Origin of the sequence: Chelativorans salis (assembly GCF_025336525.1) — a bacterium.
Lineage (GTDB): Bacteria > Pseudomonadota > Alphaproteobacteria > Rhizobiales > Rhizobiaceae > Chelativorans > Chelativorans salis.
Genome location: NZ_JAOCZP010000002.1, coordinates 362,341 through 383,556, shown reverse-complemented (window position 1 = coordinate 383,556; position 21,216 = coordinate 362,341). Strand labels below are relative to the sequence as shown.

The window sequence follows — 21,216 nt, the reverse complement described above, 5'->3', positions numbered from 1 at the left end:
GCTGGCGGAAACTGCGGCCGACAAAGGCGTCCGTTCCCTCCAGCATCAATCGGGATACTGCGGAGGGGCATCATGATCGCATCTTTGAACAAATCCTTCTTCCTCATCACCGTTTCAGCCATCTCGCTGGCATTCGCCGCCGGCCAACCGGCCGCCGCCCAGGATCTCGAACTGGGCGAGATCGTCATCACACCGAACCGGACGCCGATGGAACTGTCGACGACCGGATCGTCTGTCACACGCATCGACCGTGAAGAGATCGAGGAGCAGGCGCAGCCGCTGGTGACCGACTACCTCAACCAGGTGCCGGGCGTCTCCATCACCTCGCCCGGCCCCGGTTCGGAAACCAGCCTCGCCATCCGCGGCGCCCCGCGCCGCTACGTCAAGACGCTCTATAACGGCATCGACATCTCCGACCCCACCAACACGCAGGTCCAAACCTCCTATCAGTATCTCCTTTCAAGCGGCATCGACTCGATCGAGGTCCTGCGCGGCTCGCAAAGCACGCTCTACGGCTCCGACGCGATTGCCGGCGTCATAAGCATGTCGACCCTGGGCGACATCGATCCGGGCGTAACCCACCTCCTCGCCGGCGAAGGCGGCTCCCACGGCACCGCCCGCGCCTCCTACGGCCTGCGCGCCGCCGCCGGCGGCTCCCGCCTCTCCTTCAACGCCACCGGCTTCCACACCGACGGTATCTCGGCGGCGGACGCCGGCGCAGAACGCGACGGCTATGAGAACGTCACGCTGGATGTCGCCGGAGAGCACGAATTTTCGGATATGTTCTCGGTGTTTGGGTCGGCGCTTTTCATCGACGCGGAGGCGGAGTTCGATAATGGCTTTGTTACACCTCCAGTCGATGATCTCTTCAACAAGAATCTATCTCGCCAGCTAGCTGGCCGCGCTGGTTTCAATCTCGATCTCATGGACGGGCGCTTTCGCAATACCTTTTCAGTACAAGCTTTCGATCTGGAGCGGACCATCAGCACGGAATTCGGCGACACAGTATTCGAGGGAAAACGCTATAAGGCTGACTACCAAGGCGCCTTCGACGTCAATGAACAGCTTACGGTCCAAGCCGGAGCTGACTACGAGAGTCAGGAAGCATTTTTTCCTGGTTCCCCGGAATTTTCTCCGGACGTAACAGAAGACTTTTCCATAACCGGCATTTGGGGACAGCTAACAGCCGCACCAATCGAAAACTTCACGGTCACAGCCGGCATCCGTCATGATCAGCATTCAGAGTTTGGAGGTTATACCACTTATCGCGCCACTGGTTCCTACCTCTTTGCAGACAGCAGGACGAGAATCCACTCATCGGTCGGAACGGGCTTTCGGGCACCGAGCCTCTACGAAATGTTTGGAGATACGGTCAGCAATCCAAACTTGGAACCGGAGACTAGTTTTAGCTTTGACCTGGGTGTGGAGCAGACACTTTTGGGCGGCAACTTAATCGCCGACGTAACCTATTTCCATTTGACGGTCGATGACATGATCGACTGCTATCCGGTTGGCGCTTGGCCCTGCCAATATCAGCGCATCGAAGGCACCTCGAAATCCCGCGGCGTCGAAACCTCGCTCGCCTACCGGATCAATAGTCAGCTTTCACTCGGCGGCTCCTACACCTATACCCACGCCGAGGACCAGAATGGCACGCGCCTGCCGCGCATCCCGCGCCACGCCGTCGGCCTCACCGCCGCCTACAAACCGGCCGAGAAATGGACCGTCTCCGCCGCCGGCAAGATCGCCGTCGACACGGTGGATACCGATGGCGCATCTCTCGATGACTACGTCCTCCTCAACGCCAAGATCGCCTATAAACCCACGGAAGACACGGAGCTTTACGTGCGTGCCGAAAACATCCTCGATCAGGAGTACCAGACCGCCCGCGGCTTCGGCACACCGGACTTCTCCGTCTTCGCCGGCTTCAAGGCTAAGTTTGGGCCATGAGTGAAAAGGCCGCCCCCTCGCGCTTCCCCTCCCCCTTGAGGGGAGGGTGGACGGCCGCCAAAGGCGGCCGGACGGGTGGGGTCCTCTCGGCCGTACTCAACGCTTACCTTCCCCGCCTGCGCCGCACACTTCGATCGGGCGCCTCCCTCTGGCTGCTGCGCAGCCATCTCCCCCTCAAGGGGGGAGACCGCGCCTCGGTCCTCCCGGCCGCCCTCCTCACGCTTGCAACGCTGACAGCCCCTGCCGGCGCCCAGCCCCCCGCCCGCGTCATGTCGCTCAACGTGTGTACGGACCAGCTCGCCATGGCGCTCGCCGCCCCCGGCCAGCTCGTTTCCGTCTCCTTCCTGGCGCGTGAGCCGGACCTTTCGCCGCTCCACCGCGAGGCCGAGCGTTATCCCGTCAACCGCGGCATGGCGGAGGATGTGTTCCTGGCGCGGCCCGACCTCGTCGTCACCGGCACCTACACGCTTCACAACACCACGCAGCTCCTGAAGCGGCTAGGCTTCCGCGTCGAGGAATTCAGCTTCGTGCAGACCCTCGACACCATTCCCCGCGACATCCGCCGCATGGGCAAGCTGCTGGGCCGCGAAGAAGAGGCCGAGGCGATGGCCGCCGAGTTCGAGGCAGGCCTTGCCGAGGTGGAGGCCAGCCAGTGCGGGCCGCGCCCGACGGCCCTCGCCTACGAGCAGAACGGCGTGGCGCTGGGCAAGGGCACGCTGGCGGACTCTGTGCTCACCGCCGCCGGCTTCAAGAATCTGGCCACTGAGGAGGGCGTCGAGGGCATGGCCCCCTTCCCGCTGGAACTGGTGGTGGAGAAAAAGCCCGACATCGTCATCGTGCCCGGCAGTAAGGGCGACGCCCCCTCCCTCGGCGCCTTCGTGCCGCGCCATCCGGCGCTTCGTGCGCTGCCAGCCACCCGCATCGGCGCCTTCGTGCCGCGCGGCAGCTGGTCCTGCGGCGGCCCGGCGGTGCTGGAGGCGGTAAAGGCGCTTAACGCGCTGCGCCAGGAGATCGCATCCTGCGAGGCATCGCCATGAAGCCCCTCGCCCTCAACCTGGCGCTCGCCCTCCTGGCGCTCGCCCTCTTCCTCGCCTCGCTCGCCGTCGGCCCCGCCGAACTCGGCGTTTCGGAAAGCGTGCGCGGCCTCTTCGCCGGCGGTGGCGAGGCGGCGGCGATCATCATGCGCGAAATCCGCCTGCCCCGCGCCCTGCTGGGCTTGAGCATCGGCTTCACGCTCGGTATGGCCGGCGCCGTACTGCAGGGCTTCCTGCGGAACCCCCTGGCCGAACCCGGCATCATCGGCGTCTCGGCCATGGCCGCCTTCGGCGCCGTCGCCGTCTTTTATTCCGGCCTTGCCGGCAGCGCGCTCTACGCGCTTCCGGCCGGCGCCCTCACCGGCGCCCTTGCCGCCGTCCTCCTCCTGATGGCGCTCGCCGCCCGCAACGGCTCCACACTCACCCTCATCCTCGCCGGCGTGGCACTTTCCAGCCTCGCCGGCGCCCTCACAGCCCTGGTGCTCAACCTCTCGCCCAACCCCTTCGCCAGCTACGAGATCATCTTCTGGCTGCTCGGCTCCCTCAAGGACCGGTCGATCGCGCATGTCTGGCTCGCGCTCCCGCTGATGGCTGCGGGTTGGCTGCTCATCGCGCTGTCGGCCCGCGCCATAGACGCCCTGTCGCTCGGCGAGGAGGCGGCCGCCAGCCTCGGCATCCACATGGCGCGCACGCGCTTCCTCATCGTCGCCGGCGTGGCGCTGGGGGTCGGCGCGGCAACGGCGGTCGCCGGCACCATCGGCTTCGTCGGCCTCGTCGTGCCGCATCTCATCCGCCCGCTGACCACCCGCATGCCGAGCCGCCTCCTCCTGCCGGCGGGCCTCGGCGGCGCTGCCCTGCTGCTCGCGGCGGATGTCGCCGTGCGCCTCGTCCTGCCGGCTGGTGAACTCAATGTCGGCGTGCTCACCGCCCTCATCGGCGCCCCCTTCTTCCTGTGGCTGGTCGTGCGCGCGCGCCGGGAGGTGTTCTGATGCGCCTTGCGGTGGAAAACCTCGACGTCTCACTCTCCGGCCGTCCCGTCCTGCACGGGGTCGGGTTGACGGTTGAACCGGGCGAGGTCGTCGGCCTCCTCGGCCCCAACGGCGCCGGCAAATCCACCCTCATGCGCGCACTCGCCGGCCAGATCGCCGCCTCAGGCACGATGCGCCTCGGCGCAGACGACCTTGCCGCCCTCCCATCCGCCGCCCGTGCGCGGCTCCTCGCCTATCTCCCGCAGTCGCGCATCATCGGCTGGCGCCTCATGGTCGGAGATCTCGTCGGCCTCGGCCGCCTGCCCTGGCGCGGCTTCGGCGCCCGGCTGAGACCGCACGACGCGGAGATCGTCGCTCGCGCGCTCGACCTGATGGACGTCGCTCACCTCGCCCACCGCCCGGCGACGGAGCTTTCCGGCGGCGAGCAGGCGCGGGTGCTCGCCGCCCGCGCCGTCGCCCAGGACACGCCGGTCCTCATCGCCGACGAGCCCGCCTCCGGCCTCGACCCCGCACACCAGATCACCATGATGCGCGCGCTCGCCCGGCTCGCCGGCGAGGGCCGCGCCATCCTCGTCTCCCTGCACGACCTCACGCTCGCCGCCCGCTGGTGCGACCGCGTGGTGATGCTGAAGGACGGCCGCCTTGCCGCCGAAGGCGCTCCCGAGGCCGTCATGACCGCCGAAAACCTCGCCGCCATCTACGGCGTCGCCGCCCATATCACGCGCGACGAGGGCGGCCTCATCCTGGCCCCCATCGGATTGACGGACGGAGGTGCGCCATGATCGCTTGGCCCGATACCGCCCGCACACGCGAGATCGCCGACGCCGAGCCGGTGGAAGCCCCCCCGCCCTCCGCACCGCGGACCGATGCCGCCCCCTCTCCGCCCCTCGAACCCCACGGATCGCCGCCACAGGAGGCCGCCCCCGCTCTCCCGGCCGCCGCACCGCCGCTTTACCTTTCGGCGAAGAGGGCCCGCGCCCTTTCCCTCGGCCTTATCGTGGCGCTCAGCTTGTCGGCGGCGGTGCACGCCGCCGTGCTCGCCTATCTCGGCGAGGGCATGGCCCGGGAGGGCCTGGAAGCGGCCGACGACGCCATCAGTGTCGAGATCATCCTGGAAGCACCCCCCGCGCCGCCGGCCAGGCCAGTGGAAGGCGAGGCGGTGGAGACGCCGGAGCCGGAGGCCGCACAGAAACCGGCTGCAAACCCTACGTCGCAACCGGTAGAGGCGGTGGAGGCCGACATCGCGCACTCTCCCCTACCCGCCGAGGAGACAGCCCCTACGACAGCCGAAACCGCTTCAACCGGGGAAGGCGAGCCGGCCGATACCATAGAGCCGCAGCAGGCGACGGAAGATATCCGGCCCACCGAAGCACAAGAGAACCAAGCTCCCGAAGTGGCCTTACCGGAGCCGGCTGAAACCCCATCGCAGCTCGTCGCAGAGCCCGCGCCGGAGACCGCAACCGCCCTCGCCCTATCGCGCGAGAATATCCCCGTCCCCACACCGAGGCCCGAGCCGCAGGTGAAGGCGGAAGCACCCACCAAGCCCGCCCGCAAGGCGCCGGGAAAACCGCCCCGCAGCCAGGCCGCGGCCCCGGCAAAACCCACCGCGAAAAAGGCACCCGTCCAGGCCAGCACGCAAGCGCCCGCTGCCAACGCCGGCCGCAAGGGCGGCGCAACGGCCGGCGAGAAGGCCGCCTACGCACGCCGGCTCCTGAGCCACGTCGAGCGCCACAAGCGCTATCCCTCCGGGGCCGCCCGGCAGGGCGCGGCGGGAGCCGCCGCCCTGTCGATCACCATAGACCGGCGGGGCCGGTTTTCAGGCGCGCAGCTTGCCCGCAGCTCCGGCCACGCGATCCTCGACCAGGAGGCGCTGGCGGTCGCCCGCCGCGCCGCCCCCTATCCGCGCCCGCCCGAGGGCGTCGGCGACCGCACCATCACCTTCTCCGTCACCCTCCGCTTCAAACAGTAGGGAAAGCCCGGAAACCCTTGACCGGAGAAGCCGGCGCCCACACCTTCAATCCGGTCATCGGGAGAAACGCTGTGGCCAGGAGCCGCACTGCCATGCACGGCAATACCGCGAGCACGGCGCCTGCGCGGCGGCGAAAGCACCTTGCTTTCTACGCTGCGGCTCTGGCGCTCCTGGCCGCCGCGGCGCTTTCCTCCCCCTCCCACGCCCAACGGTCTGCCACCGAGCGCTGCCCGCCCGGCACCACTACCATCGGCAGACACTGCAGTCCGGCACCGCCCGCAGAATGCCCGCCCGCCACCCTCGGCATCTATCCCAATTGCCGCCCGGTCGTCAGCTCACGCTGCCCACCCGGCACCTTCGGCGTCTTCCCGAGCTGCCGGCCCACAGTGCGCGGCGCCTGCCCGCCAGGCAGCACCGGCATCTATCCCACCTGCCGCCCCTTGCGCGGCACGCCGCCGCAAGTAACCCTGCCGGAGGTCAGGCGACCGCCGCGGCAGATCGACCCGAAGATCCCGCTGCCGTAGGGGCTGTTGGGGCCCGTCACGCGCGGTTTCAACACCCTGGCATTATCGTCACAGGAAATATCTCCGCCCTTCGCCCCCTCTGGCCTGCCAGAGGGGGCGCGACGCAAACGCAACTGTAGTGTTAGTCGAAAGCCAACCGTCGGAAATCGGAAGGGCTGCCCGCCCCCCACCAAAACAAGCCCGGCCGGCGGAGGGATGGCCGGCCGGGCTCCTTCCCGTACGTCCCCAAGGCTCGGGGAACGGGGCCGGGAAACCCCTTACTGTTGTCTCGCCACCGGGGTCACCAACGGCGTGATGCGGCGAATGGCGACGCGGCGGTTTTCCCGTTCAGGCTCTTGCGTCGCAACCTTCAGGTACTGCTCGCCATAGCCCTGGGTGACGAGGTTTTCCGGCGGCACCCCGAAGACGTTCGTCAGCCCGACAGCGACGGCCTCCGCGCGGCGGTCCGAAAGCGCCAGATTGGCCGTTTCCGAGCCGACCGCGTCCGTGTGACCCTCGATCAGGAAGGTCTCCGCCGGATTCTCCTCCAGCATCCTCAGCATCGCCTCGGCCACCGCCTCGAGATCGGCGATCTCGCTCTCCTCGATACGCGCCGAGCCGAACTCGAACTCGATGGTGTCGAGGTCGATCCGCCGCACCGTGTCGCGCACGCGGGCCGAATATTTCACCTCCTCGAGCGAATAGAGGCGGCGCACCGGCTCCACCGGCGGCTGCTGCAGGAATGTGTAGTAGCGGTCCGGATCCTCGACCTGGTCGGCCTCCAGGACGTACTCGCTGGCGGGGATGGTGAGCCGCAAGGGCGGCAGGCCGTACGTCGGGTCCTCGAAGGAGAGCACCTCGTCGTAGCGCTCTTCCGGCACGTAAACGAGCACGTACTCTCTTCCATCCGGCAGCACCCGCACGCGGCGGATCACGTCGCCATAGCGGTTGCGCACGGTGATGACGCGCGTGCCGTCGGCCCGCTCGATCACCTCGCGCACGCGCTCGCCGCGCAGTTCCTCGTAGTAAACCTGGTCATCCTGGAGCGCGATGCGGTCGTAGTCCGGGCTTTGCACGTAGATGTTGTTGTTGATCTCCACGATTGTGCGGTTGTCGTTGTATTCCTCGACCACGCGCACCTCTTCGCGCCGCTGATAGAGTTCGGCACGCTGCACCCGGATGTCCTCGGGCGTATCGCCAAGTTCGATCGGCTGCCCTTCCTCCTCGACAAGCGCGCGGATTGCCTCCTGCACCTGCTGCGGATCGACAAGTTCCTCCTGGGCCTGTTCGTCAGACTCCGGCACCGGCGCCTCTTCCGCCTGCTGCTCGGGCGCCTCGTCGGCCGGTTCCTCGGCCTGTTCGGCAGGTTCCTCGGCGTCGTCGACTGGTTCTTCGGCCTGTTCGGCAGGCTCCTCGCCCTCGACGGGCTGTTCCTCACCCTCGCCGGTCGTCTCCTTCTGGCTGTCGAGCACCGGGGCGGCGTCCTCGGGCGACACCTCTTCCTCACCCGCCTCCGCTTCCTCGTCGACGGGTGCCTCTTCCGGCTCAGCCGGTGCGGCCTCTTCCGCCGGCGCTTCCTCGGCAGGTGCTTCCTCGGCAGGCTGCTCTTCCAGCGGAACGTCCTCGTCTATGACGACGCACCCGCCGGCTTCCGTCATTTCGGCGTTGGGCGGGCATTCACCGGCCTCGGGCGCCTCCTCGGCAGGCGCTTCTTCGGTGGCCTCGGGCTCTTCCGCTTCACCAGCATCGGCCGGCGCTTCCTCCATGGCAGGCGCCTCATCCTCGGGTGCTGCCTCCACTGGCGCCTCCTCAGGGGCCTCGCCGCCGTCGGCAGGTTCCTCGGCAGCAGGCTCTTCGGCGGCCGGCTCTTCCTCTACGGGTTCTTCAGCCGCAGGCTCTTCCGCCTCGGGCGCCTCCTCGGCCGGCATCTCCGCCTCAGGTTCTGCAGATGGCGCAGCCTCGGGCTCGGCCGGTTGCATCTCCGCTGGCGGCTCCTCTTCAACCGGAGCTTCTTCGGCGGGAGCCTCCTCAGCAGGCGCTTCCTCGACCGGAGCCTCTTCGACAGGCGCTTCTTGGACAGGTGCTTCCTCTACCGGAGCCTCTTCGGCAGGAGCCTCTTCGGCAGGCGCCTCCTCCGCCGGAGCTTCCTCTACCGGAGCCTCCTCGACGGGCGCTTCCTCAACCGGCGCTTCCTCAACCGGCGCCTCCTCTTCGGCGGGAGCCTCTTCCTCCACCGCCGCGCATTCGCCGTCTACGGGCGCGGTGCCTGGGGGGCATTCGGCTGCACCCGCCGGCGCCTCGCCGGCTTCAGGCTCGGCCGGAGCCTCCTCCTGTGCCAGCATCAGCGGTGCTTCACCGCCATTTGCCGGCGCCAGACCACCGTCCGCCTGAGCGCCAATCGGCGCCATCATCATGAGGTAGAGCGCCGATCCGGCGAGGAATTGATTTGTGTTTTTCATCTATTCTGTCTCCTTGAACAGGAGCATCCCTTCGGCGCATGTAATCGGCGAACCCTCCTTTTGGTTCCCTTCGCCCGGCGACGGAAATGGCTCCTCCCCTCTTGAGAACACGGCAAAGGCACCTTTTAGGGCAGTGTTTTCCGCCCCTTGCTTGACCTCTGCGCCGCCACGCGCCACATCGTCGCCATGGACCCCTTCTGGAAAACCAAGCCGCTCGAGGCCATGAGCCAGGCCGAATGGGAATCGCTGTGCGATGGCTGCGGCAAGTGCTGCCTGGCCAAGCTCGAGGACGAGGACACCGGTGACATCCACTGGACCAGCGTCGCCTGCCGCCTCTTCGACGCCGGGACCTGCCGCTGCAACGACTATGCCGGGCGGCTGAAGCGCGTGCCCGATTGCGTGCGCCTGACACCTGAGAACGTGCGCAAGCTCACCTGGCTCCCCGCCACCTGCGCCTACCGCCTGGTGGCCGAAGGCAAGGATCTCGCCTGGTGGCACCCCCTCATCTCCGGCGATCCCGAGACCGTGCACGAGGCCGGCATCTCCATGCGCGGCCGCGTCAGGGCCCTTGAAGACGAGCTCGACGCGCCCGAAGACTATTTTCCCTATGTTTTGGAGGAAGAGCCATGAACGAGGCTGACACGCGGGCGCTGGTCGAGCGCTATCTGACTGCCTTCAACGCCAGCGACCACGAGGCCATGCTTGCCTGCCTTTCCGAGGATGTCGTCCACGACACCCGCGAAGGTGAGCGCCAGATCGGCAAGGAAAAGTTCCGTTGGTGGCTTGCCGAAAACGCCCGCCACTTCCGCGAGGAGCTTGCCGACATCATCATCATGACCGCCCCCGGCGGCGTGCGCGCGGCGGCCGAATTCACCGTGCGCGGCACCTATCTCGCCACCGCCGAAGGCCAGCCGGAGGCGCGCGACCAGAGCTACCGCCTCCAGGCCGGCATCTTCTTCGACGTCGACGACGATCTCGTCACACGCCTCACCGACTGCTTCAACCGCGCAGCCTTGAAGGCACAGCTCGAAAAAGGCTGAAGCCCGGCTGAACGTATTATGAACGTCCGGTTCGCGCCCAGTTCAGGCGCCCTCTGGCAGCGTTGCCCCAATCGCTTCGACGAACAGGCATCGAAACCAGGAGGAAAGCGCCATGTTTCGCCAAATCGGGATCGTCGCCCTTTCGGCCTTTCTAGGTCTCGGCACGCTGGCGGCCATACCGGCGGTCGCCCAGGCCGACGGCTTCTATTTCAGCTTCGGTCATAAAAACCCCCACTACGGCACGCCCCGCGGCCATAGCCGCTACTACCGCCATCACCGCCCGCGGCATGCTGCCGCCTGCACGCCCCGCAGTGCCATCCACAAGGCCTATCGCATGGGCCTTCGTCACGCCCGCGTGGCGGATGTCGGTCGTCGGGCGATCCGCGTCTCCGGTGTCCGGCATCACCGCCGCGCCAGCATCGTCTTCGCCCGCGCGCCCCACTGCCCCGTCATCCGTGCGCTTTAACCTCAGGCAGGGCCGAAACGAAAACGCCGCCGGGATTGCCCCGGCGGCGTCTTTCATTGCCGGATTCAGGCGCTGGTCAGTCCTGCTCCAGCGCGAAAGTAACGTTCACCCGAACTTTGTAGCTGTTCTCGCCCGCCTCGATCGGCACCGACGAATCGGCCGCCGCCTCCATCCGCATCGCCCTGGCCATGGGCTGGGGTGGGGGTGCGCTCATCTGCTCGGAGATTTCCTGCACGTCGCCCAGGGAGACGCTTGCCGCCTCCGCCAGCGTGCGCGCCTTCGCGAACGCGTCCTCGACGGCGCGCGTGCGCGCCTCCTTCAGCGCCTCCGCCGGATCGTCGTTGGTGAAGGTGATGTCGCCGCCCTGGTTGACGCCGAGCGAGACGGAGCGGTCGAGCACCTCTCCCACCTTCTCGATGTCGCGCACCCGCACAGTCAGCGTATTGGTCACCTGATAGCCGGTGATCCGCGGTCTCTCCTCCTCGTTACGCTCATTGGGGTAGACATATTGCGGATTGATCGCCAGCCCGCCGGTCTGCAGGTCCCGCGCCTCCACGCCCTCTTCCTTCAGCGCTGCGATGACCGCGGCCATGGCCGCATTGTTCTCGTCCATCGCCGCGCGCGCCGTCTCCGCCTCGCGCAACACGGCGAATGTAATGACCGCCATATCCGGGCTGACATTTGCCTCGCCCTCACCGGTCACCATGATCTTCGGTCCGACGTCGGCTTCCTGGGCGGCGGCCGGTGCGACAGCCAGAACGGCCACCGCGAACGCCAGCGGAATGAAGCAACGGGTCATCGGCAATCTCCTTTTGGATTTTTGAAGCCTGAGTCTTGAAGCCGGCATTGGATAAGCGCCGATTATGGATCGATTGCGGCGTCCCTGTCTTGTGCGCAGCCGCGAAAGCCACTAATTCAGCGACACCGGGCCTGTAGCTCAATTGGTTAGAGCCGGCGGCTCATAACCGCTTGGTTGGGGGTTCGAGTCCCTCCGGGCCCACCAAAGCCTTTATTTTCAAGGGTTTTTGTGAGGTTGGTCAGCTGCCCCGGCACGTCGGCATTCGCTCGCCGTCTCGCCCCTCCACGAGGAGGCACCCCCCTACCACAGCGCAACCGCCTGCACCCCTGCTGCCACGGCCATGTAGCGCGCGGTCTTGCCGAGCGCCACGAGAACGAGAAACGGGCCGAAGCCGGTTTTCAGCACCCCTGCGATGGCCGTCAACGGGTCTCCGACAATGGGTAGCCAGGAAAAGAGCAGGCTCCATCGGCCGTAGCGGCCGAACCAGCCTTCCGCCTGTTCCAACCGCTTCTTGGTGAGAATGAAGGGAAGACGCTCGGCCACCGGCCGCCCGATCCAGTAACCCAGCGCATAATTGACGGCGGATCCCGCCGTGTTGCCGGCAGCCGCCACGGCAACGAGGATGCCGGCCGCCTCCGGCGACTGCGTCAACAGCGCGATCAGCAGCAGTTCCGACGCCCCCGGCAGGAGCGTCGCCGACAGAAACGAGGCGAAAAAAAGAGAAAAGGACGCGGCGATCAACGGTTCCGCGTCCTTATCCCCATGCCCTTCCTTCCTTCGTTCATCGGCTCAGTCGCACTGGAGGCGGCGGCAGGCCCGCCGCCGCCTGGCGGCACGGTCCTCCGGCGAAGCTGCGGTTCTGGGAAATGGCCGGGAAAGGGGCGGACAAGGCCGGTATGGCCTGCCTCAATGGGCCTCTCCCGCCAGGTCGTCGATGATGGGACAATCCGGACGGTCGTTTCCATGGCAGTTGGCGACGAGATGCGACAGGACCGCGCGCAGGCTCTGGAGCTGAGCGATCTTCTTGTCGATCTCGTCGAGCTTGTTGCTGGCAATCGCCTTCACGTCCGCGCTGTCGCGGTCCTTGTCCGCATAAAGCGAGAGGAGCTGCCGGCACTCCTCGACCGTGAAACCGAGGCTGCGGGCCCGCTGAAGGAACTTCAGCCTGTGCAGGTCGTCGGTCGAATAGTCACGGTAGCCGTTCGTGGCCCTGGACGCCCGCAACAGGCCGATATCCTCGTAATAGCGGATGGTCTTTGCGGGAAGGCCCGAGTGCTCCGCCGCTGCTCCGATGTTCATGAACTGGTCTCCACGGTCTCGCTTCGCATTCCGGCCAATAAAGGTTCTAGTAACTGGAAGTTCAAGCCCTTTCAGGAATAACGGACGATGGTCATCATGCCGGCCGCCATGTGGTAGAGATGGTGGCAGTGGAACGCCCACTCGCCGGGATTGTCGGCGTCGAAGGCGATGGTGACTTCCCGTTCCGGCGGCACCCAGACTGTATCGCGCAACGCCCCGCTGAAGCGGCGGCCGTCGATGGCGACAACCTGGAAGCGGTGTCCGTGCAGATGCATCGGATGTCCCATCACGCTCTCGTTGCGCATGACGAATTCCACCCGCTCGCCCTCGCCCACCTCCAGCACCCGGTGCGTCCCCCACGCCGCGCCGCCCAGCGTCCAGGTGTAACCGTCCATCGAACCGCCGAGCGGAACCTGCTCCGACCGCGCGGCAGCCACCTCCTCAAGCGGGTTCTCGCCCTGCAGGGATTCCTCGATGGCCAGATCGAGCGCCCCCGGCGCCTCTTCGCCCAAGGAAGCGATGCGTTTGACCGCGCCACCGGCCGTGGCGAGATAGAAGCCCGTCCGCTCCCGCGCCCCCTCGCGCAGCGCGAGGATCGGCCAGGCGCCCTCCTGCCGCGGCAGCCGCAGGCGGATATCGATACGCTGGCCCATGCCGAGCGGAAAGCGCTTGCCGGCAACCGGCGTGACCGGATTGCCGTCGACGGCGATCGCCTCGCCTTGCAGCGCCCCCAGGTCGATCCAGAAGGCCGTCGCGGAAGCGCCGTTGATGAGTCTCAGCCTAACCGTACCCCCGCGCTCCACCTGGAAGCTCTGCGGATCATCAAGTGTGCGATCGTTGGCGAGATAAGCGTCGTATTCGATATCGTTGAGGTCTGGAGCCATGCCGCCATGCCCCCCGCCGTGCCCCCCATGGCCGCCGCCATGCCCGGCCATCCCGCCGGACATTCCCGTAAGGCCCGAAAGCAGTTCCTCCGGGCTCCTGAAGCTGAAGTCGTGCAGCAGAACCACGACATCCTGCTCGTCCGCCGAGGCTTCCTGCACGTCCCTCACGATCAGCGGAGCGGCAAGAAGCCGCTGTTCTTGCAGGGTGTGCGCGTGCATGAAATGGGTGCCCCCACGGTCGACCGGGAAGCGATAATCGTAGCTCGCTCCCGCCTCCAACAGAGGCTGCGGCATGTCGGGCACGCCGTCCTGCCCGAAGGGCGGTGTCAGCCCGTGCCAGTGCAGCAGCGTCGGCTCGTCCAGATGGTTCTCCAGCCGAACGTCGAAATCCTCCCCGGCTTGCAGGAAGAGGCCGTGCGTCCCGTCCGGCTGCACCAGCCCAAAGACATCGGCCGCCTTCCCCGCCACCTCGATCACCCGCTTCTCGGCGCGGATGATCGTGGGTGAGCCGGCGAAGGCGCGGACCGACGTGGAAAGGGGCAGCATCGCGCCGGCCGCGCAGGCGGCGGTGGAAGCCAGGAACTGGCGTCGTGAAATCATGTGCATAGTGGCATTCTCTCATGCTCGTTGCGCATGGCCGGAAGATCCGGCCGGCCGTCGGACAGCGCACGGGCAGGAGAGGCACGCGCGCTCAGGAGCGGGCGGGCCGGGGCGGTGGGAATTCGGGAACGGGCGAGATAGAATCGAGCGAACGAAGCGGCAGTTCATCCTGCTCGCTTGCAAAGGCGCGGAACGACAGCGGATGCGCCTCGTGAGCAAGAAAAAGCCCGCATCCGGCAGCCGGCACACAGCACTCGCCGTCGGCAGGGATGCCCGCGGCGCGGTCCTCGCATGGCTCCTGCGGAACATGCGCTTCCGCAGTATGGCCATGCGGCAGCGCCGCATGCACCGTTCCTTCATGGGCATGCAGACCGCCGACGAGGGTCATTGACGCAACGAGCAGCAACGCAAGCACCATCCGCTGCGGCGCCGCGAGCGCGTGCCGGAGACGCACGAGACGCCCTTCCCTTCCCTTGGCCCGCAGGATGCGCATCGCCCTTCTTCCGCCGGCTTCCAAAACTTCACCCTCGACCGCTCACCCCGGAGCGTCCTTGAGGTGGATCAAGCGATAACGCCAAAATTGCGGCGACCCTTGACCTTACACAATCATCCGCACTTCGGTGTCCGTCTCCTCGAGCACCTCGTCCGGCACGAAGAAGTCGCCGGCGAGCGGGCCGGTCACTCCGGGGGCGTACTTGGCGAAATCCATCACCCCCTCCTCGCGCAGCACCATCTCGTCGATGAAGAAATTGCCGGTGCATTCGCGCGCCGGCCGGCTGAAGATCGCGTGCGCTGCATCGGCTACGATCTCCGGCGTCCGGCACACCTTGGCCATCGCCTCGCCGCCGAGCACGTTGCGCACCGCCGCCGTGTCGATCGCCGTCAGCGGCCACAGCGCGTTGACGGCAATGCCGTCGGCGGCGAATTCCGCACTCATGCCCAGCGTGCACATGGACATGCCGAACTTGGCCATCGAATAGGCGACGTGGTTCTTGAACCATTTCGCCTTCATGTCGAGCGGCGGCGCCAGGCTGAGGATGTGCGGGTTCTCCGCCTTCTTAAGATGCGGAATGCAGGTCTTGGAGACGAGGAACGTGCCGCGCGCGTTCACCTGGTGCATCAGGTCGTAGCGCTTCATGTCCGTCTGCAGCGTGCCGGTAAGCTGTATGGCGCTGGCGTTGTTGATGCAGATGTCGATGCCACCGAAGGCTTCCACCGTCGCCGCCACCGCCTCCTCCACCTGCTCCTCGGAGCGGATGTCACACAGGATCGGCAGCGCCTTGCCGCCCGCCGCCTCGATATCGCCCGCGGCCGTATGAATCGTCCCCGGCAATTTCGGATGCGGCTCCGCCGTCTTGGCGGCAATGGCGACATTCGCTCCGTCCCGCGCCGCCCTCAGCGCGATCGTCAGCCCGATCCCCCGGCTGCCGCCGGAAATGAAAAGCGTCTTGCCCGCAAGCGACATGTCCGTTCCTCCTGGCCAGCACCACACGTCATCCCGGAAGTCGGAGCGACAGCGGAGGCCCTTCGCTCAGCTCAGGCCGGCTTTCGGGACGACGCGGTGAGGTTCGAGCCGGCCTACATCCATCTTGTCCCGCACCAGGCGAAACCTTATGCGGACTTTTACGTCAACGTCAACCAGACGCCTTCGGCAACTCCGCAATCCCGCCATGGGCAGCCGACCATGCCAGCGGCTGGTTCAGGAAACGCTCCGCCTCGTCCAGCGCATCGGCCCCGAAACGCTCCTCCTTGCGGCAAACATCGAGCACATCCCACCACGTCGTCAGGTAGTGCAGCCGCATGCCCGCGGCCTTCAGCCGGTCCGGCGTGTCCGGGAAGATGCCGTAGTAGAACACGGCGAAGGTGTCCGTCACCTCGGCCCCGGCATTGCGGATCACCTCGGCAAACTTGACCTTGCTGCCGCCATCCGTCGTCAGGTCTTCGACCAGGAGCACCCGCGCCCCCTCCGCCAGATCGCCCTCGATCTGTGCATTGCGCCCGAACCCCTTCGGCTTCTTGCGCACATAGAGCATCGGCAGTCCCAGCCGGTCGGCAAGCCAGGCCGCAAACGGAATACCCGCTGTCTCGCCGCCTGCCACCGCATCGAACTGCTCGAACCCCGCCTCGCGCAGGACCACGGAGGCGCCGAAATCGGTCACCGCCGAGCGGATGCGCGGATAGGAGATGAGCTTGCGGCAGTCGATATAGACGGGACTGGCGATGCCGGAGGTGAAGGTGAAGGGCTTGTCGGCGCGGATATGGACGGCCTCGATCTCCAGAAGCATTCTGGCGACCGTCTCGGCGATCAGCGCCTTGTCGGGAAAGGTGTTGGCGAACATGGGCAGGCTCCCGCTATGATGCTCTCTCGCTAGCAGGGTAGCACCCGGCTAGGAAGCGTCGTCCTCGACTTTCCAGTGGATGGGAGACATCGGGTCGAACACGGTGATCGTCTCCGCCCCGGCCGTCACCTTGCGCACCGTCTCGATCGGCTCGCTATGGCGCGTAAGCCTGATGCGCCTCTCGTTGGGCGGCAGACGATAGAACGCCGGCCCGTTGAGCGAGGCAAACGCCTCCAGCTTCTCGAGCGCACCTTCCTCCTCGAACACCTGCGCCAGGCAGGCCATCGTGTTCGGCGCGTTGAAGACGCCGGCGCAGCCGCACGCGCTCTCCTTCAACGGGTCCACATGCGGCGCTGAATCCGTGCCCAGGAAGAACTGCCCCTCCCCCGAAGTCGCCGCTTCACGCAGCGCCAGCCGGTGCGTCTCGCGCTTGGCCACCGGCAGGCAGTAATAGTGCGGCCGGATGCCGCCGGCCAGAATCGCATTGCGGTTGATGATGAGGTGATGCGTGGTGATGGTGGCGCCAACATTGTCGTCCTGTGCCCGCACGAACGCCACGCCGTCCTTCGTCGTCACATGCTCCATGGCGATCCGAAGCTCGGGCAGCCGCCGCCGCAGCGGCGTGAGCACCCGCTCGATGAACACCGCCTCGCGGTCGAAGATATCCACCGCCGGGTCCGTCACCTCGCCGTGCACGCAAAGCGGCATGCCGATCGCCGCCATCCGTTCGAGCACGGGATAGACCGCCTCGATATTGCGCACCCCGCTCTCGGAATTGGTGGTGGCCCCGGCCGGATAAAGCTTCACCGCCGTCACCAGCCCGTCGCGGAAACCCGATTCTACATCAGCGGCTTGCGTCGCTTCGGTAAGGTAAAGCGTCATCAGCGGCGTAAAGCCGCTCCCTTCCGGCAGTGCCGCCAGAATACGCTCCCGGTAGGCCGCCGCGTCGGCTGTCGTCACCACCGGCGGCACCAGGTTCGGCATGACGATGGCCCGCGCGAAATGCGCCGCCGTATAGGGCGCCACGGCCTCGAGCACCGCTCCGTCACGCAGGTGAAGGTGCCAGTCGTCGGGCTGTCTTATGGTGAGCGTCTTCATGTCGGCGCCGACTAGATACCCGGATTCTGCCCCCACGCAAGGGGAAACAGCCCTCGCCCCGCCCCACAAAAATCCTCGACCGCCCCTGTCGGATTGAGGCATGCTCCAGCGTCTTCCAACCGAACGAGGTGAACCGAATGCTCTACGCCATCCTGTGCTACCACGATGAAGACGTCGTCAGTTCCTGGTCCAAAGCCGAGGACGACGCCGTGCTGGCCAAGCGCGAACGCGTGCAGCAGGAGTTTGTGGAAAAGGGCAAGATGGGCCCGGCGATCCGCCTCATGCCCACCTCCGCCGCCACTACCCTGCGCGTGTCGGGCAATGAGCAGCTCGTCCTCGACGGTCCCTTCGCCGAAACCAAGGAACAGCTCCTCGGCTTCTACATCGTCGATTGCGACAGCCTCGACGAGGTCGTCGAGTTCAGCAAGCGCCTGAAGGAAGGCGAGGCCTGCACCTTCGAAATCCGTCCTCTGAGCATCTTCAAGGAAGGTGTTCTGCCCGAAAAGGTAAAAGTAGCATCATGAACGACCTCGCCTGGATCGAGACCGCACTGACAGGAGCCCGCCCGCAGGCCATGGGCGCGCTTCTGCGTTATTTCCGCGATCTCGACCGGGCGGAAGAGGCGTTTCAGGAGGCATGCCTGCGCGCCGTGAAGACCTGGCCGATCAAGGGGCCGCCGCGCGACCCCGCCGCCTGGCTCATCTTCGTCGGCCGCAACGCGGCGCTGGATGCCGTGCGCCGCGACAGCCGCAACACGGAGCTTCCCGAAGACGCGGCCATCTCCGACATCGAGGACGCGGAAGCCGACATGGCCGAGCGTCTCGACGATGCGCACTACCGCGACGATATCCTGCGCCTCATGTTCATCTGCTGCCACCCGGACCTGCCGGCCACCCAGCAGATCGCGCTGGCCCTGCGCATCGTCTGCGGTCTCACCGTGCCGGAGATCGCCAGCGCCTTCCTCGTCAACGAAAAGGCGATGGAGCAGCGCATCACCCGCGCCAAGCGCCGCGTCACCGGCGCCGACGTGCCCTTCGCCGCGCCGGACGCGGTCGAGCGCTCCGAGCGCCTCGCCGCCGTGGCCGCCATGATCTACCTGATCTTCAACGAGGGCTATTCTGCAAGCGGCGGCGAGAAGCATGTGCGCGAGCAGCTGTGCGAGGAGGCGATCCGGCTTGCCCGCCTGCTCTTGCGCCTCTTCCCCGCCGAGCCCGAGATCATGGGCTTGCTCGCCCTGATGGTTCTCCAGCACGCCCGCACCCCCACCCGTCTCGACGCCAACGGCGACATCGTGCTTCTGGAAGATCAGGACCGCAGTTTGTGGAACCGCGAGAAGATCGCCGAGGGCCTGGCGCTGGTCGACAAGGCCATGCGCCACCGCAAGCCCGGCCCCTACCAGCTCCAGGCTGCCATCGCCGCGCTCCACGCCCGCGCGGCAAAGCCCGAGGATACGGACTGGCAGGAGATCAACCTCCTCTACCAGATGCTGGAGCGCTACCAGCCCTCCCCCATCGTCCGCCTCAACCGCGCGGTTGCCGTCTTCAAGGCGCAGGGCCCGGAAGCCGCGCTGCTCCTTATCGACCCGCTCGCCGAGCGCCTGTCAGGCTACTTCTATTTCCACGGCGTGCGCGGCGCCCTCCTGATGGAGCTCGGCCGCAGCGCCGAAGCCCGCACCGCCTTCGACAAGGCCATCTCCCTCGCCCGCACCCCCGCCGAAGCCGCCCATATCCGCCAGCACATCGACCGGCTTCTCGCTGACAGCAAGAAGCGTGCGAGCTAGGCTTTCCCTCCGATGAGGGGGAAGAAAAATGTCGGCTCCGCCCCTAGCCAATCGTCCTGCGACCGCACAACCCGCAGCAAAAGGAGAAGGAACATGCGCTACGTCTGCCTGGTCCACGGCAACGAGGCGAACCTGATGGCCTTGCCGGAAGAGAACGCCCGCAAGCTCACACGCGATTCCATCGACTATGACAGCAGTCTTGATAAAGCCGGCCACCTGATCGTCGCCCACGCCCTGGAATCGCCCTCGGCTGCTACCTGCCTGCGCACCAAGGGCGGCAAGGTCGTCGCCACCGACGGCCCCTACTCCGAGACCAAGGAGCAACTACTGGGCTTTCTCCTGATCGAGGCGAAGGACCGGGAAGAAGCAATCGCCCTCGCCTCCAGAGTGCCCATGCTGCAGCACGGGCCGATCGAGGTGCGCGCCGTGCGCCGCCTGGAAGGAGAGTAGCCGTCGAGGATGCAAAAAATGTCGGATACCCCGCTCGCCGCCCCGTCCTACGGCCGCACGATTCTGAACAGGAAAGAGGAAGATCATGCGATACGTGTGTCTCGTCTACGGCGACGGAACGGCCATCGGAGCCCTGCCCGAGGATGAGCTGCGCCAGCTCCAGCGCGATAACATGAACAACGACGAGGCCCTGGCCGAAAGCGGGCACCTGATCGTCGCCCACGCGCTGGAGCCCCTCGCCGCAGCAACCTGCCTGCGCACCAAGGGCGGCAAGATCGTCGCCACCGACGGGCCCTACGCCGAATCAAAGGAGCACCTGCTCGGCTTCCTCCTGATCGAGGCGAAGGACCGGAACGAAGCCGTCGAACTCGCCTCGACCATCCCGATGCTGCGGCATGGTCCCGTGGAGGTACGGGAGGTGATGACGCTGGAAGGGGAGTAGCCGCTCTCGACCCCAGAGCGGACCGCGACGTAAGGTTAGCTGCACTTTGTGATCGCCCGGGCGAGACCGACGAATCCGGGTGGAGAAACCCTGGCTTCAAAGCGAAAGGAACACACGATGGCAAAGAATACGATTTGCGTCTGGTACGACAAGGATGCCGAGGCTGCTGCCCGCTTTTACTCCGAGACCTTCCCCGACAGCGTGGTGAGTGCCGTGCACCGCGCACCGAGTGACTACCCCTCCGGCAAAAAGGGCGATGTGTTGACTGTCGAGTTCACGGTTGCGGGCATTCCTTGTCTCGGCCTCAACGGAGGGCCCGCGTTCAAGCATAGCGAAGCCTTCTCGTTTCAGATCGCCACCGACGATCAGGAGGAGACCGACCGCTACTGGAACGCCATCGTTAATAACGGCGGCCAGGAGAGCATGTGCGGCTGGTGCAAAGACAAGTGGGGGATCTCCTGGCAAATAACTCCTCGTGTAATGACTGACGCGCTGGCGGCTGGCGGCGAGGAAGCAAAGCGCGCGTTTGAGGCCATGATGACCATGAAGAAAATCGACGTCGCCGCGATCGAGGCAGCACGGCGCGGGTGACGCTCTTCTGAGGCACTACCCGAAATTTCCCCTCCTCACGGCTCGAAAGTGTCGGAACAGCCCCCTCTCGTTCGTCCTGCGGCTGTGCGGGGACTGAAGGAGAAGGAGAGGACCATGCGCTACGTGCTGCTGGTTTACGGCGAGGAGGCAGCCCTGAAAGCGCTGTCGGAGGAGGAATTGCGCGAACTCGACCGCCAGGGCGCCGTCACCGACGAGATCTTGGGGGAGTCCGGGCATCTGATAGTCGGCCACCCCCTGGAATGGACGTCTCAAGCCACCTCGCTGCGCACCAGGGGCGGCAGGCTCGTTGCCACCGACGGCCCCTTCGCCGAGACCAAGGAGCAGTTGCTGGGCTTTATCCTGATCGAAGCGAAGGACCGCGACGAAGCCCTTTCCCTCGTCGCCAAGCTGCCCATGCAGGAGGGATACACGATCGAACTCCGCGCCGTGGGAACCTGCGGAAAAATGCCGTCCTGAATCCGGCGCCGCCTCCGAAAAAAAATGTCGGAGACGGGCTCCCGCTT

Annotated in this window: 24 protein-coding genes and 1 tRNA gene; 16 read left to right on the top strand and 9 right to left on the bottom strand. The window is 66.3% G+C overall.

Translation table 11 applies throughout. From position 1 onward, the window contains the following. Positions 1-72: 72 nt before the first annotated feature. From N5A92_RS07815 to N5A92_RS07790, 6 genes are all read left to right on the top strand, one after another. Positions 73-1,950 carry a TonB-dependent receptor plug domain-containing protein gene (locus N5A92_RS07815; protein ID WP_260901547.1) on the top strand — a complete coding sequence of 626 codons (1,878 nt, stop codon included), beginning with the start codon at positions 73-75 and terminating at the stop codon, positions 1,948-1,950. Continuing rightward, the gene (locus N5A92_RS07810) at positions 1,947-2,987 is read left to right on the top strand and encodes an ABC transporter substrate-binding protein (protein WP_260901544.1); all 1,041 of its coding nucleotides are present in this window, start codon (positions 1,947-1,949) and stop codon (positions 2,985-2,987) included. The genes N5A92_RS07815 and N5A92_RS07810 overlap by 4 nt, the downstream gene beginning before the upstream one ends. After that, positions 2,984-3,973 (top strand): FecCD family ABC transporter permease, encoded by a 990-nt coding sequence (locus N5A92_RS07805; RefSeq protein WP_260901541.1) that lies wholly within the window; start codon positions 2,984-2,986, stop codon positions 3,971-3,973. The genes N5A92_RS07810 and N5A92_RS07805 overlap by 4 nt, the downstream gene beginning before the upstream one ends. After that, a complete protein-coding gene (locus N5A92_RS07800; RefSeq protein WP_260901540.1) occupies positions 3,973-4,755 on the top strand; it encodes an ABC transporter ATP-binding protein in 783 nt (260 codons plus the stop codon). The genes N5A92_RS07805 and N5A92_RS07800 overlap by 1 nt, the downstream gene beginning before the upstream one ends. After that, a complete protein-coding gene (locus N5A92_RS07795) occupies positions 4,752-5,942 on the top strand; it encodes an energy transducer TonB family protein (RefSeq protein WP_260901538.1) in 1,191 nt (396 codons plus the stop codon). Before N5A92_RS07800 ends, N5A92_RS07795 begins: the two co-directional genes overlap by 4 nt. Positions 5,943-6,034: 92 nt before the next feature. Beyond that, positions 6,035-6,466 (top strand): hypothetical protein, encoded by a 432-nt coding sequence (locus tag N5A92_RS07790; protein ID WP_260901537.1) that lies wholly within the window; start codon positions 6,035-6,037, stop codon positions 6,464-6,466. Positions 6,467-6,723: 257 nt separating this feature from the next. Here the strand turns inward: N5A92_RS07790 and N5A92_RS07785 are convergent, their stop codons facing one another. Continuing rightward, entirely contained in the window at positions 6,724-8,904 is a 2,181-nt protein-coding gene (locus tag N5A92_RS07785; protein WP_260901534.1) for an OmpA family protein, read from the bottom strand. Positions 8,905-9,090: 186 nt separating this feature from the next. Between N5A92_RS07785 and N5A92_RS07780 the strand changes: the two genes are divergently transcribed. From N5A92_RS07780 to N5A92_RS07770, 3 genes are all read left to right on the top strand, one after another. Then, positions 9,091-9,534 carry a YcgN family cysteine cluster protein gene (locus tag N5A92_RS07780; RefSeq protein ID WP_260902310.1) on the top strand — a complete coding sequence of 148 codons (444 nt, stop codon included), beginning with the start codon at positions 9,091-9,093 and terminating at the stop codon, positions 9,532-9,534. Then, positions 9,531-9,944, top strand: a complete 414-nt coding sequence (locus tag N5A92_RS07775) for a ketosteroid isomerase-related protein (RefSeq protein ID WP_260901532.1) — start codon at positions 9,531-9,533, stop codon at positions 9,942-9,944. Before N5A92_RS07780 ends, N5A92_RS07775 begins: the two co-directional genes overlap by 4 nt. Positions 9,945-10,056: 112 nt before the next feature. Then, the gene (locus N5A92_RS07770; RefSeq protein WP_260901530.1) at positions 10,057-10,410 is read left to right on the top strand and encodes a hypothetical protein; all 354 of its coding nucleotides are present in this window, start codon (positions 10,057-10,059) and stop codon (positions 10,408-10,410) included. 76 nt (positions 10,411-10,486) lie between these two features. Here N5A92_RS07770 and N5A92_RS07765 read toward each other — a convergent pair whose 3' ends face one another. Beyond that, positions 10,487-11,209 (bottom strand): SIMPL domain-containing protein, encoded by a 723-nt coding sequence (locus N5A92_RS07765; RefSeq protein WP_260901527.1) that lies wholly within the window; start codon positions 11,207-11,209, stop codon positions 10,487-10,489. A gap of 127 nt (positions 11,210-11,336) precedes the next feature. Here N5A92_RS07765 and N5A92_RS07760 point away from each other — a divergent pair. Beyond that, positions 11,337-11,413: transfer RNA gene (locus N5A92_RS07760), tRNA-Ile, on the top strand. A gap of 96 nt (positions 11,414-11,509) precedes the next feature. Here N5A92_RS07760 and N5A92_RS07755 read toward each other — a convergent pair. From N5A92_RS07755 to pyrC, 7 genes are all read right to left on the bottom strand, one after another. Further along, positions 11,510-11,950 (bottom strand): YqaA family protein, encoded by a 441-nt coding sequence (locus N5A92_RS07755; RefSeq protein WP_260901526.1) that lies wholly within the window; start codon positions 11,948-11,950, stop codon positions 11,510-11,512. A 165-nt stretch (positions 11,951-12,115) separates the two neighbouring features. Beyond that, positions 12,116-12,508, bottom strand: a complete 393-nt coding sequence (cueR, locus tag N5A92_RS07750; protein WP_260901524.1) for a Cu(I)-responsive transcriptional regulator — start codon at positions 12,506-12,508, stop codon at positions 12,116-12,118. A gap of 71 nt (positions 12,509-12,579) precedes the next feature. Next, positions 12,580-13,998, bottom strand: coding sequence for a multicopper oxidase family protein (locus tag N5A92_RS07745; RefSeq protein WP_260901522.1), 1,419 nt, complete (start codon positions 13,996-13,998; stop codon positions 12,580-12,582). An 85-nt stretch (positions 13,999-14,083) separates the two neighbouring features. Continuing rightward, positions 14,084-14,485, bottom strand: coding sequence for a hypothetical protein (locus N5A92_RS07740; RefSeq protein WP_260901520.1), 402 nt, complete (start codon positions 14,483-14,485; stop codon positions 14,084-14,086). A 105-nt stretch (positions 14,486-14,590) separates the two neighbouring features. Beyond that, positions 14,591-15,457 (bottom strand): SDR family oxidoreductase, encoded by an 867-nt coding sequence (locus N5A92_RS07735; protein WP_260901518.1) that lies wholly within the window; start codon positions 15,455-15,457, stop codon positions 14,591-14,593. 169 nt (positions 15,458-15,626) lie between these two features. After that, positions 15,627-16,331, bottom strand: a complete 705-nt coding sequence (locus N5A92_RS07730) for an orotate phosphoribosyltransferase (protein ID WP_260901516.1) — start codon at positions 16,329-16,331, stop codon at positions 15,627-15,629. A 48-nt stretch (positions 16,332-16,379) separates the two neighbouring features. Next, positions 16,380-17,429 carry a dihydroorotase gene (pyrC, locus tag N5A92_RS07725; RefSeq protein ID WP_260901514.1) on the bottom strand — a complete coding sequence of 350 codons (1,050 nt, stop codon included), beginning with the start codon at positions 17,427-17,429 and terminating at the stop codon, positions 16,380-16,382. Between the two features lie 137 nt (positions 17,430-17,566). On the opposite strand from pyrC, the gene N5A92_RS07720 reads away from it, so the two are divergent. The 6 genes from N5A92_RS07720 to N5A92_RS07695 all read left to right on the top strand — a co-directional run bounded on the left by N5A92_RS07720 (position 17,567) and on the right by N5A92_RS07695 (position 21,169). Beyond that, on the top strand, positions 17,567-17,953 hold the full coding sequence (locus N5A92_RS07720; RefSeq protein WP_260901511.1) for a YciI family protein: 387 nt from the start codon (positions 17,567-17,569) through the stop codon (positions 17,951-17,953). Then, on the top strand, positions 17,950-19,209 hold the full coding sequence (locus N5A92_RS07715; RefSeq protein WP_260901510.1) for an RNA polymerase sigma factor: 1,260 nt from the start codon (positions 17,950-17,952) through the stop codon (positions 19,207-19,209). The genes N5A92_RS07720 and N5A92_RS07715 overlap by 4 nt, the downstream gene beginning before the upstream one ends. 93 nt (positions 19,210-19,302) lie before the next feature. Then, positions 19,303-19,659 carry a YciI family protein gene (locus tag N5A92_RS07710; protein ID WP_260901509.1) on the top strand — a complete coding sequence of 119 codons (357 nt, stop codon included), beginning with the start codon at positions 19,303-19,305 and terminating at the stop codon, positions 19,657-19,659. An 85-nt stretch (positions 19,660-19,744) separates the two neighbouring features. Next, on the top strand, positions 19,745-20,101 hold the full coding sequence (locus tag N5A92_RS07705; RefSeq protein WP_260901507.1) for a YciI family protein: 357 nt from the start codon (positions 19,745-19,747) through the stop codon (positions 20,099-20,101). Positions 20,102-20,218: 117 nt separating this feature from the next. Beyond that, entirely contained in the window at positions 20,219-20,692 is a 474-nt protein-coding gene (locus N5A92_RS07700) for a VOC family protein (RefSeq protein WP_260901505.1), read from the top strand. A 114-nt stretch (positions 20,693-20,806) separates the two neighbouring features. Further along, positions 20,807-21,169 carry a YciI family protein gene (locus tag N5A92_RS07695; protein ID WP_260901504.1) on the top strand — a complete coding sequence of 121 codons (363 nt, stop codon included), beginning with the start codon at positions 20,807-20,809 and terminating at the stop codon, positions 21,167-21,169. Positions 21,170-21,216: the final 47 nt, after the last annotated feature.